The sequence below is a fragment of the Pelagibius sp. genome, from assembly GCF_028281305.1.
Lineage (GTDB): Bacteria > Pseudomonadota > Alphaproteobacteria > Kiloniellales > Kiloniellaceae > Pelagibius.
Genome location: NZ_JANQKD010000112.1, coordinates 16040 through 26907 on the forward strand (window position 1 = coordinate 16040; position 10868 = coordinate 26907).

The following is a 10868-nucleotide window of genomic DNA, read 5'->3' on the forward strand; positions in this document are numbered from 1 at the left end:
GATGGATTGTCCCGCCAATCGGGCCGGCGTAACCGGGCACAGGAGTGAAGCCGATGCATCTGGAACCCCGTCTCTGGACCTTCACCAAGGGGCTGCGCGGCCGCATCGCCTACGCCGTGGCCATCGGTCTGGTCGCGGTCGGGCTGGGGGTTGCCCGCCTGGCCCTGCTGGGATGGCTGATCGCCCAGGTCTTCGCCGGGGCCACCCTGGCCGATCTGGTGCTTCCGGTCGTGATCGTGGCCGTGGTGATGGTGCTGCGCGGCTGGTTCGAGCAGTGGCGGGCCATGGTTGCTCATGAAACCGCGGCCCGGGTGCAGAAGCGCCTGCGCCGTGCCCTCTTCGAAAAGCTCTGCGACCTGGGGCCGGCCTATGCCGGGGTGCAGCGCTCCGGCGACGTGACCCTCACCATGATCGACGGTGTGGAGCAGCTTGAGACCTACTTCGGCAAATACCTGCCGCAGCTTCTGGTCTCCCTGCTGACGCCGGTGCTGATTTTCGTCTTCGTCGCCTTTCTCGATCTTCCGGTGGCCGCCGTTCTGCTGGCTTTCGCGCTGATTGCCCTTTTCGCGCCGGCGGCCTGGCAGAAGCGCGACTGGCGCAACGCCAAGGACCGCCAGGGGGCCTACGGCGATTTCGCCGCCGAACTGCTGGACTCGATCCAGGGGCTTGCGACCCTGAAGGCCTTCGGCCGCTCGCGCGAACGCGCCGGGGTACTGGCGGAAAAGGCGGACTACCTGTTTCGCACGACCATGTGGGTGCTGGGCACCAACACGCTGTCGCGCGGCATCACCGACACGGCCATTGCTGTTGGTGCCGCGGCGGCCCTGGCGCTCGGCGCCTACCGGGTCGAGGCCGGGGCGATGGAACTGACCGCCCTGCTGATGATCCTGATGATGGGGGTGGAGATCTTCCGGCCCATGCGGGACCTGCGCACGGTGCTGCATGAAGGCATGGTCGGTCTCTCGGCGGCGCAGGGCCTCTACCGGCTCTTCGATGCCAGACCACCGGTGGCCGACGCGCCGCCACGGGCGGTCGAGACTCTGGCGCCGGGCATTGCCTTCGAGGACGTCACCTTCGCCTATCCCGGTTCGCGGCGCGTGGTGCATCGTGGCCTTGGCTTCACGGTAGAGCCGGGCGAGCGGGTCGGCGTGGTCGGACCCTCCGGCGTCGGCAAGTCGACCATCGTCCGCCTGCTGCTGCGCTTCTTCGATCCGGACGAAGGCGCTGTGCGGATCGGCGGCAAGGACCTGCGCGGCCTGCCTTTCGAAGCCATTCGCAGCCGCATTGCCGTGGTGCAGCAGGACGCCTTTCTCTTCCATGGCACGGTCGGCGAGAACATCCGCCTCGGCCGTCCGGATGCGGATGAGGAGGCCGTCGTCGCCGCGGCCAAGGTGGCCAACATCCACGACTTTATTGCCGCTCTGCCGCAGGGCTACGACACGCCCATCGGCGAGAAAGGGATCAAGCTTTCCGGCGGTCAGCGCCAGCGCGTTGCCATCGCCCGCGCCGTGCTGCGCGATGCGCCGATCCTGATCCTGGACGAGGCGCTCTCCGCCGTCGACTCCGAGAACGAGGCGGTGATTCAGGAGGCGCTGGACCGCCTCATGCAGGGCCGCACCACCCTGGTCCTGGCCCACCGTCTCTCCAGTGTCATCGGCTGCGACCGCATCCTGGTGGTGGACGGGGGCCGGGTGGTCGAGGAGGGCGGCCACGATGCCCTGATGGCCGGGGGCGGCATCTATGCGGCGCTGATGGCCGAACAGGTGCGCGACGCCGGTCAGGCGGCTGACGATCACGCCCTCGACGAAACACCGCCCCGGCGGGCGCTAGCTACGACGGCGCCCACGGCGTCTCAGCCGCTCCCCGCATCGGCGGCGCTGACCGAAGGCATCGTCGCGGCAGAGGGGCTCGGCTGGGCCCGGCTGGTGCGGATCCTCTTCGCCATGATCGCCCCCTGGAAGGGCAAGATGACCGCCACCTTCGTCTTCGGTGTGCTGCGAGTGCTCGCCTTCATCGGCGTCGGTGTTATCTCGGCGCTGATCGTTCTGGCGCTGAAGGAGGGCCGCGACTTTACGCAGCTGCTGCCCTGGCTCTTCATCACCGCGCCGCTCGCCGGCATTCTGCACTGGGCGGAATCCTGGCTCGCCCATGACGTCGCCTTCCGACTCCTTGCACAAATGCGCATGGCCCTCTTCGACAAGCTGGACAAGCTGGCGCCCGCCTATCTGGTGCGGCGGCGCACCGGCGACCTGATGGGGATCGCCACCCAGGATATCGAACTGGTGGAGTACTTCTTCGCCCACACGGTGGCGCCGGCTTTCGTCGCGGTCTTGGTACCGGCGCTGGTGCTGGCGACGCTCGCCTGGGCCGACCCCTGGCTGGCCGCGGCGCTGCTGCCCTTCCTGCTGGCGGTCGGGCTCAGCCCCTGGCTGCTGCGCCGCCGGGTCGACCGGCTGGGCTCCCAGGCCCGTGAGGCGGCGGGCGAGCTGGCGGCCCATGCAGTCGACTCCGTGCAGGGCCTGGGCGAGGTCGTCGCCAACCGGCAGGAAGACACCCGCGCTGAGGCGCTCGACCGCCTGACCGACCGCCACGTCGCGCTGCGTATGCCGTTCTTCCGGGAGCTGACGGCGCAGAACTCCCTGCTGGAGGTCTTGACGGGGCTCGGCGGTCTCGCCGTAGTCACCGTGGGCGCGCTGCAGGTCTCGGCCGGCGCGCTGGATGCGGGGCTGCTGCCGCTGCTGACCCTGCTGGCGCTGGCCGCCTTTCTACCGGTGTCGGAGATCGCCCAGATCGGCCGCCAGCTTGCCGATACCCTGGGGGCGACCCGGCGCATCTATGCCGTCCAACGCGAGAAGCCGGTGGTGGACGACGGCCCCGGGGTGTCGGCGCCTGCGAACCGCAGCGCCGGTGTGACCCTGTCCGTTGAGCGCGTCGCCTTTCGCTATCCGGGCGCCGCGGTGCCGGCCCTGGCCGAAGTCTCCTTTGACGCCCGTCCGGGGGAGACCGTTGCCCTGGTCGGTCCCTCCGGCGCGGGCAAGACCACCACGGCCCAACTGCTCATGCGCTTCTGGGACCCCGATGGCGGCGTCATCCGGCTGGACGGCCATGACCTCGATCACTACAGACTCGACGAATTGCGCGAACGGGTCGCGCTGGTGGCGCAGGACACCTACCTCTTCAACGACAGCCTGGAGGCCAACATCCGCATCGCGCGTCCGGATGCCAGCGCCGAGGATCTGACGGCGGCGATCGGGCACGCGGCCCTGGGCGAGTTGATCGAGTCCCTGCCGCAGGGGCTGGAGACGCCGGTGGGCGAGCGCGGCGCCAGCCTCTCCGGGGGGCAGCGCCAGCGGGTGGCCATCGCCCGAGCGTTCTTGAAAGACGCGCCGTTGCTGATCCTGGACGAGGCGACCTCCCACCTGGATGCCGTGAACGAGAAGCTGGTGCGGGGTGCTCTCGACCGCCTGCAGCAGGGGCGTACGACGATCGTGATCGCCCATCGCCTCTCCACCGTGCGCAGGGCCGACCGCATTGTCGCGATGGAGGCCGGACGGGTGGTGGAATCCGGGCGCCATGAAGACCTGATGGCCCGCGGCGGCCTCTACGCCCGTCTCGTGCGCCGCCAGCAGGGAAACGCCGGTGGCCGAATGCGGCCTGCAAGCGCTGCGAGCTGACGCCGGAGGCGGGCTGCGGCTGGCCGCTTTCGGACCTGATCCTGTGTCACGTCTCGCCGTAGCGCGGGTGACGTGATAGGTCAGGTCCATGCTGGTACCGCCGCTGGACTTCGAAACCTGCAACGCCGCCCGTCTGCGCCGCGACCCGGCCTTCGACGGGCTGTTCTTCGTCGCGGTCAGGACCACCATGGTCTACTGCCGCCCGGTCTGCCGGGTGCGCCAGCCGCTCACCCGCAACATCAGCTTCTACCCTAGCGCCGCCGCTGCGGAGCAGGCCGGTTACCGCCCCTGTCTGCGCTGCCGGCCGGAGACCGCGCCCTTCTCCGCCGCCTGGAAAGGGACCGAGGCGACGGTCGAGCGCGCCCTGAGGCTCATCGAACACGGCGCCCTCGACCAGGGCAGTGTCGCCGAACTCGCAGGGCGTCTCGGCATCGGGCCGCGTCATCTCGCCCGGCTGTTCAAGCGCCACCTCGCCGCTTCGCCGCTGCAGGTGGCGAAGACCCTGCGCCTTCAGCGCGCCAAGCGGTTGCTGGATGAGACCGCGCTGCCGATGCCAGCGGTGGCCGAACAGGCGGGCTTCGGCAGTCTGCGGCGCTTCAACGCGGCCTTTGCCGATCTTTACGGCCGTCCGCCCTCTTCCCTCAGGCGCAAGCTGCGAAGGGCGGCCTGACTCCAGATCCGGATACCCCGACCCGATGCTGAGAAGAAACGAGGAGACGATGACTCAAGCAGAGAAAGCCAAAACCTTCGCCGCCCTGCATCAGCCGGGCGATCCCTTGGTGCTCTACAACATCTGGGATGCCGGGGGCGCCAAGACCATTGCAAAGGCCGGTGCGAAAGCGGTCGCGACCGGAAGCTGGTCGGTCGCCGCCGCGCAGGGCTACGGCGACGGCGAGGCGATCCCGCTTGATCTCGTGCTCACGCTCGTCTCGCGCATCACGGCGACGGTCGACCTGCCGGTCACGGTGGATTTCGAGGGCGCTTACGCGCAGGCGCCGTCAGAAGCAGCAGCGAATCTTTCCCGCCTCCTGGACGCCGGGGCGATCGGCATCAACTTCGAAGACCAGGTGGTCGCCGGCGCGGGGTTGCATGCGCCGGCGTTTCAGGCGGAGCGGATCGCGGCCCTGCGCGCTGCGGCGGACGCCGCCGGCGTGCCGCTTTTCATCAACGCCAGAACCGATCTTTTTCTCAAGGAGCGGGACCGCAGCAAGCACGAGGCCTTGCTCGCCGAGGCGGTCGAGCGCGCCGCCGCCTACGCCGAGGCCGGGGCCAGCGGCTTCTTCGCGCCGGCCCTGGTGGACCCGGGCCTGATCAAGCAGCTTTGCGACCAGGCGGAGCTGCCGGTCAACATCATGATGCTGGAGGGGGCGCCCAGCCTCTCCGAAGTCGCCGCGCTCGGGGTGGCGCGGATCAGCTACGGGCCAGGGCCTTACGTAGAGGCTATGGCCCGCCTCGCCGAGCGCTTCGGGGAAGCCTCGGCGCTGTCATAGGCAGGCGGCCGCCCTTCCTCGGACCATATTCCTTCAGGGGCAGCGACCCTGGGGCGTGCGCAGCAGGCCCCAGCCGAAGATGTCGTCCCGTCCAACCGCCCCCAGATCTTCCGCGCTTTCGGTCAGCAGTTCGCGGGCGCGCAAGGGGTCGTTGCCGGAGAGGCCGCGGGCATGCAGCAGGGCGGCTGTCACGAAGGGCACGGCAAAGCTTGTTCCGCTCCAGGCGGCATAGCCACCCTCTGCCCCGGCGGACCAGACATCCACGCCCGGGGCGGCAAGCTCGACATAGGCGCCGCGATTGGCCTGGCGGTAGGGCCGTTTGCGGGCATCGATGGCGGTGACCGCCATGACTTCGCCCAGGGCACCGGGAAACGCCGGCGCCGCGCCGGGCCCGCCGTTGCCTGCAGCGGCAACGAAGTTGACACGCCGGGCGGCGCTTCGAATGCCCTCGGCGAGGACACGGTTGGCCTGCCCGCTCAGGCTGAGCGCGATGACTTCGGCACCGGACTCGATGGCCCAGTCCAGACCGCGCAGAATGGCAATGGCATCGCTTCGGATCTCACCGCCGCGGCGCAGATAGAACACGTCGGCGGCCAGAAGCTCTGCCCCTGGGGTGAGGCCGGGTGTGTCCGGCGCCACTCGGCCGACGAGCAGCGTGGCGATGGCTGTGCCGTGATCCTTCGGTGCCGCCTCGCGTCTTTCGGGCAGGAAGCTGCGGGTCGTGATGGCGGCATCGCGCAAGGCCGGATGGCTGACGTCGATGCCGGTGTCGATGATGCCGATCTGCCGCCCCGCCGCGCAGGTTGCCGCCGTCGGCAGTTCAAGGCCGACGAGGCGCGAGCCCCAGCACTCCGCGCCGCAGCCCGCGGCCGTTCCGGCCCCGGTGTTGCTGGCATAGACATGGTTGAAGTCAAAGACTGCGTCGGGGCGGGTGTTCTGCGCAAGTTCGAGGGCCTCTTCCATGCCGAGGCCGGCGGGGACGTCTAGGTTGGAAACGGTGATCCCGAGCGAGTCCAGCGGAAACTGGGAGTCGACGCGAAAGCCGACGATGCTCAGCGCTGCGATATCAAGAGGGTCCAGCCCGACTCCGACGATCTCGTTGTTGATGATGTCCTCGCGGTCATCGCGGCCGCGATCGTCATCATCCTCGTCCTCATCGTCCTCATCATCGTCGTCATCGTCGTCGTCATCATCATCGTCGTCATCGTCATCATCGTCGTCGTCATCATCGTCGTCATCGTCGTCATCGTCATCATCATCATCGTCGTCGCCGCCGTCGCGGCCGCCGCCGTTATCGTTGCCGCCACCGTTATCGTTGCCGCCGCCGTTATCGTTGCCGCCGCCATTATCGTTGTCGTTGTCGTTATCGTTGTCATTGTCGTTATCGTCGTCGTCATCCGCCTTGGCGACCGACCACAGGTAGCTGTCGCCGCCGGGCTGCAAGGTCACGGCGGAGAATAGAAACAGAGCCAGCAGCAGGGCCATCAGGCGCATTGGCAGAAATCCTTGAAGACAGCGCTTTCCAAAGGCACAACGTCACAGGGCAAAAAAAATTCCCTACCCCTTTGGAATATTCACTCTCGCCCGACGTTGTCCAACCGAAAAGAGGCCGAGCGCCCGTCCATGTACGAAGATATCAAAGTCGAGATGGTCGCTCTGGTGCCGCGTTTACGCCGTTTTGCCTATGCGATCACAGGATCGCAGGATGAAGGAGAGGATCTCGTGCAGGCCGCTTGCGTCAAGGCCCTGGACAGACTGGACCAGTTCAAGCCCGGGACCCGGCTGGACAGCTGGATGTTCCGTATCGTCCAGACCACCTGGATCGACCGGGTCCGCAGCCGCGGGCGGCGGGGCGAACTGGGCGATCCCGACGCGCTGGACCGGATCTCCGACCACGGAGTCGGTGCCCGGGCGGCGGAAGACCGCCTGACCCTGGAGCGGGTGCGCGCGGCCATGGCCCAGCTGCCCGAGGATCAGCGGGCGGTTCTCGCCCTTGTGGCAATCGAGGGGTACTCCTACAAGGCCGCCGCTGAGGCCCTGGAGACACCCCTGGGCACCGTAATGAGCCGTCTGGCCCGCGCCAGGTCCAAGCTCCTGCCGTTGCTGAAGGAGAGTGAATGATGCCGGAAAAGGTGAGCGAAGAGCAGATTGCCGCCTATGTGGACGGCAGCCTGGACCCGGCGGAGGCCGCGACGGTCGCCGCCGCCCTGGCACAGGACGAGTCGCTGAGGGCCTATGCCGAAGAGGTGAGACAGGCCAGCCGGCTGCTGCGCGAGGCCTTTGAGGAGCCGATGCGTGAACCGGTCTCCGCCGACCTGAGGGCTACGATACTGGGTTCTTCTGGACTGGGCCCTACCGGCAGCCCTGACCGGGGGGCGGCGGAGCCTGGCCAGGTTGTGGACCTGGCCCAGGTGCGCAAGGCGCGCCGGCCGTGGGTCGGCATGGCCCTGGCTGCCAGCATCGCGCTGGTGATTGGCGTTTCCGCCACCTCCGTGATGATTCCCGGTGGGCCGCAGCCTGCGGATCAGGTCGCCATGGTGGGCACGGCGCCTGTCGAGGGTCCGCTGCATCAGGCCCTGGAGGCCTTGCCGAGCGGGCGGATATCGAATGAGGGTATTCAACCTATGCTCACGTTCTACGACGGCTCCGATCGGATCTGCCGCGAGTTCGAAGTCATTCCCGAGGACGCGGTGGAACTGGCGTTCGGGATTGCCTGCCGGACCGGCGATCAGCGCTGGGACGTGGAGATCGTCGTCACCGCGCCGAAAGGCGAGGTCGGGCCGGACGGCTTCGTGCCGGCATCCGGACCGGGCGCTGACGCCCTGGAGGCGATGTTGGACGCGCTGGGGGCGAAGCCTGCCATTGCGCCGGCAGAGGAAACCGAGCTTCTGGATCGTGGCTGGCGATGACTGCCTGCCGTTAAGGCCCCTCGAAGCACCTTTGCGTAGTCGTCGGGCCTGAACGCAGCAGCATCGCCAGGGCCGGGGGCCTGCCGCAGGCAGGTCCCCGGCCTTTATCTTTTGGGCCGGCCACAGCGCGCCGCCGCTTCGCCGGTGCCGAGGATTTCTCTCAAGATATTGATAAATTTGAATAAAATGAATTAACCGAAAATCGGATCGGCAGCCGGAATATTCCTCTGGCCGGCGCGTTCTCCTGGTGAACATGGCCGATGGGGTCGGCCGAAAACCAGGAGATAAACCGATGAAACGCCTTTGTTCCTTGCTGGTCACTCTGCCGCTGGCAGCCTGTTCGACGGATGGATTTGAGCTGCCGTCGTTCTCCTCCGTGACCTCCCTGCTCGATCCGACTCGGCCTGAGACGCAGACGCTGAGCGGTCCGATCGAGACCGTCGCCCGCCCCGACTTCGGCGGCAGCGAGAACATCACCGTCTCCAGCCTGACCGGTGACGGCGCCAAGAGCTTCACCGTGCGCCCCTATGGCAACGGCGTGCGTGTCAGCCAGAGCGACGGCTGCGTCTGGACCCGCTCCAGCGACTGGTTCTCGCCGTCTGACAGCTGGGCCAATTGTGGAGACTCCAAGAACTGGCACACCGCCCAGGCCCAGGTGCGCGAGCTGGACTCGCTCTATCCGCTGCAGATCGGCAGCACGGGCCGCTATCAGCGCAGTGCCGTCTCCCACACCGGCCGCAGCTATACCCGTGAGACCCGCTGCACGGTGACCGACGCGGTGGAAGTCGTGCGCCGCGGCCATGCGGCCACGCCGGCCTATGTGGTGGAGTGCGACGACAGCCGGCGGCTGCGCACGACCTGGTATGCCCCCGGCGAAGGACCCATCGCTTATCGCGAAAGGCATTTCCGCAACGGCGTTGAGGAGGCCTGGGTCCGGGTCGATTGAGCGGCCCAGACTCCGCGAAGATGAAAACGAGCTGAAAACGACATGAAACCCAGTCAAACGGGGCATGAACGTTAACCAATAAAAATATTAAGAAACAAAGAGTTAGTTGTCATGTCGCCGGACGTGGCCATCTACTTGGCAGACGAACAACGGTCCCGGCGCCACGGACAGCGCCCCCTGACTGGAAACAGCAACTCGGCAGAGAAGTCCGGCCCCCGGCCGGTTCCTGCGGCCCTGAAGAGGAGAGCGTGATGAAGTACTTTCGTTGCATTACATCCGACGTCGATCCAGCCCCGTTCCTGGCCGAGATTGCCGCCATCGATGACGCCTGGGATGCCGCGACCGGCCGGCAGGACAAGATCAAGGTTCAGCGCGAAGCCCTTTCCATTCCGCTGCGCGGGCTGCGCAAGTCCGCCATCGGCGAGCGCAAGCGCCGCGATGTGCACGAAAGCCGCTGGACGACCGGATCGAAGCGCTATCCCCTCGCGCGCCAGTTCCTGACGGACATCGCCCGCGCGGAGTACAGCCTGCTCAGCCGCGCCAAGATCGTCTGCCTGCCGGCGGGGCGCCGGGTCTATCCGCATATCGATCGCGGCGATTACTACAAGGTGCGCAATCGCTACCACCTGGTGCTGCGGTCCGCCACAGGGTCCTGGCTCAAGGCCGGCAATGAAGAGGTGCGGATGCAGGAAGGCGAACTCTGGTGGTTCGACAACAAGCAGGTCCACGAAGCCTTCAACGACGGCGATCAGGACCGCATCCACATGATCTTCGATCTGCTGCCTGCTGCGAAGGCCGAAGCGGTCCTCAGCAAGGTTGCCTGACTCGAGGGACAAACTGACTCGAGGAACAATACGTTACCAAGGAAGAAAACGATGTTGCGCAATGTTTCCAAAGGCGGTGGCGCCCAAACCGAAGCCGCGAAGCGGGCCGCTGACTTCACGCTCGTGAAACGTCCTGCAAAGGGCCGCGGGGCGCTGGCCTGCTGGCTGGCCCTGCCGGCTGAGATGGACCCCAAGGCAACGCCGCTGGTGGCCGTCCACGGGATCCAGCGCCGGGCCAAGGATCAGGCCGCGTCCTACGCTGCGCGTGCCGCGGCTCTTGGAAGGCCGGTGATTGCGCCGATCTTCGACGCGCGTAGCTGGCCGCGCTATCAGCAGGTGGTGCGCAGTGGCCGGGCAGACCATGCACTCCTCGCCCTGATGAGCGACCTGCGCCTGACCGGCATCTGGAATACGCGCCGCTTTGAACTGGCGGGTTTCTCGGGCGGCGCCCAGTTTGCCCACCGCTTTGCCATGCTGTATCCGCAGCTCGTCGCGCGACTCACGCTGTCGTCGGCCGGCTGGTACACCTTCCCGGACACCGCGGCCTTTCCCTATGGCCTCTCCGCGCGGGCCGGCCGGCGCAACGATTGGGGGCCGCGCTTGGCCGCCGGTCTCGACCAGTTTCTGAGACTCCCCATTCAGGTCTGTGTCGGCGCCGAAGACAACCTGCAGGATGCCAACACCCGCAGCGGCGCGGAGATCGACCGCCAGCAGGGCAGGGACCGCCTGACGCGCGCGCAGCGCTGGGCCGAGGCGATCACGGCGGCCGCCGCCGCTCGCGGCATTGCGCCCCAGGTGACCTTCAAGGCTTTGCCGGGCTGCGGCCATGATTTTCGCGATTGCGTGGAATACGGGGGTCTCGACGGCGTTGTTGTTCCAGGAACCGGTCCTGTCGACGCCGCAGTGGTCCGCGGGTCAGCGGCAGGGTCCGGGTTCTCCGGTCGCGAGGTGATGCTGCAGGCCGGACTTTGAGGCCGCAGCAGCTTCATGACCCGTTCATTTCGCGTTGCGCGATCATTCATGGG

Annotated in this window: 9 protein-coding genes; 8 read left to right on the plus strand and 1 reads right to left on the minus strand. The window is 67.3% G+C overall.

Annotated elements, in window-relative coordinates; genetic code table 11:
• Positions 1-53: 53 nt before the first annotated feature.
• The 3 genes from Q0982_RS21350 to Q0982_RS21360 all read left to right on the plus strand — a co-directional run bounded on the left by Q0982_RS21350 (position 54) and on the right by Q0982_RS21360 (position 5164).
• A complete protein-coding gene (locus tag Q0982_RS21350) occupies positions 54-3674 on the plus strand; it encodes an ABC transporter ATP-binding protein (RefSeq protein WP_299399525.1) in 3621 nt (1206 codons plus the stop codon).
• Between the two features lie 88 nt (positions 3675-3762).
• Positions 3763-4344: a bifunctional transcriptional activator/DNA repair enzyme AdaA gene (locus tag Q0982_RS21355; protein ID WP_299399527.1), complete on the plus strand. Its 582-nt coding sequence runs from the start codon at positions 3763-3765 to the stop codon at positions 4342-4344.
• 49 nt (positions 4345-4393) lie between these two features.
• Positions 4394-5164, plus strand: a complete 771-nt coding sequence (locus tag Q0982_RS21360) for an isocitrate lyase/phosphoenolpyruvate mutase family protein (protein ID WP_299399530.1) — start codon at positions 4394-4396, stop codon at positions 5162-5164.
• A gap of 33 nt (positions 5165-5197) precedes the next feature.
• On the opposite strand, the gene Q0982_RS21365 is transcribed toward Q0982_RS21360, so the two are convergent.
• Positions 5198-6658 (minus strand): S8 family serine peptidase, encoded by a 1461-nt coding sequence (locus tag Q0982_RS21365; RefSeq protein ID WP_299399534.1) that lies wholly within the window; start codon positions 6656-6658, stop codon positions 5198-5200.
• Positions 6659-6787: 129 nt separating this feature from the next.
• Between Q0982_RS21365 and Q0982_RS21370 the strand changes: the two genes are divergently transcribed.
• The 5 genes from Q0982_RS21370 to Q0982_RS21390 all read left to right on the plus strand — a co-directional run bounded on the left by Q0982_RS21370 (position 6788) and on the right by Q0982_RS21390 (position 10815).
• Positions 6788-7285 carry an RNA polymerase sigma factor gene (locus tag Q0982_RS21370; RefSeq protein ID WP_299399537.1) on the plus strand — a complete coding sequence of 166 codons (498 nt, stop codon included), beginning with the start codon at positions 6788-6790 and terminating at the stop codon, positions 7283-7285.
• Positions 7282-8073 carry a hypothetical protein gene (locus tag Q0982_RS21375; protein WP_299399541.1) on the plus strand — a complete coding sequence of 264 codons (792 nt, stop codon included), beginning with the start codon at positions 7282-7284 and terminating at the stop codon, positions 8071-8073. The genes Q0982_RS21370 and Q0982_RS21375 overlap by 4 nt, the downstream gene beginning before the upstream one ends.
• Positions 8074-8365: 292 nt before the next feature.
• The gene (locus Q0982_RS21380; RefSeq protein ID WP_299399544.1) at positions 8366-9019 is read left to right on the plus strand and encodes a hypothetical protein; all 654 of its coding nucleotides are present in this window, start codon (positions 8366-8368) and stop codon (positions 9017-9019) included.
• 251 nt (positions 9020-9270) lie between these two features.
• Entirely contained in the window at positions 9271-9843 is a 573-nt protein-coding gene (locus Q0982_RS21385) for an aspartyl/asparaginyl beta-hydroxylase domain-containing protein (protein ID WP_299399545.1), read from the plus strand.
• Between the two features lie 51 nt (positions 9844-9894).
• On the plus strand, positions 9895-10815 hold the full coding sequence (locus tag Q0982_RS21390; protein ID WP_299399547.1) for an alpha/beta fold hydrolase: 921 nt from the start codon (positions 9895-9897) through the stop codon (positions 10813-10815).
• The last annotated feature ends 53 nt before the right edge of the window (positions 10816-10868 follow it).

Bases quoted from the DNA above. Each gene is read 5' to 3' on its own strand.
- Q0982_RS21350 (WP_299399525.1), top strand. From the start codon at position 54: ATGCATCTGGAACCCCGTCTCTGGACCTTCACCAAGGGGCTGCGCGGC.
- Q0982_RS21355 (WP_299399527.1), top strand. From the start codon at position 3,763: ATGCTGGTACCGCCGCTGGACTTCGAAACCTGCAACGCCGCCCGTCTG.
- Q0982_RS21360 (WP_299399530.1), top strand. From the start codon at position 4,394: ATGACTCAAGCAGAGAAAGCCAAAACCTTCGCCGCCCTGCATCAGCCG.
- Q0982_RS21365 (WP_299399534.1), bottom strand. From the start codon at position 6,658: ATGCGCCTGATGGCCCTGCTGCTGGCTCTGTTTCTATTCTCCGCCGTG.
- Q0982_RS21370 (WP_299399537.1), top strand. From the start codon at position 6,788: ATGTACGAAGATATCAAAGTCGAGATGGTCGCTCTGGTGCCGCGTTTA.
- Q0982_RS21375 (WP_299399541.1), top strand. From the start codon at position 7,282: ATGATGCCGGAAAAGGTGAGCGAAGAGCAGATTGCCGCCTATGTGGAC.
- Q0982_RS21380 (WP_299399544.1), top strand. From the start codon at position 8,366: ATGAAACGCCTTTGTTCCTTGCTGGTCACTCTGCCGCTGGCAGCCTGT.
- Q0982_RS21385 (WP_299399545.1), top strand. From the start codon at position 9,271: ATGAAGTACTTTCGTTGCATTACATCCGACGTCGATCCAGCCCCGTTC.
- Q0982_RS21390 (WP_299399547.1), top strand. From the start codon at position 9,895: ATGTTGCGCAATGTTTCCAAAGGCGGTGGCGCCCAAACCGAAGCCGCG.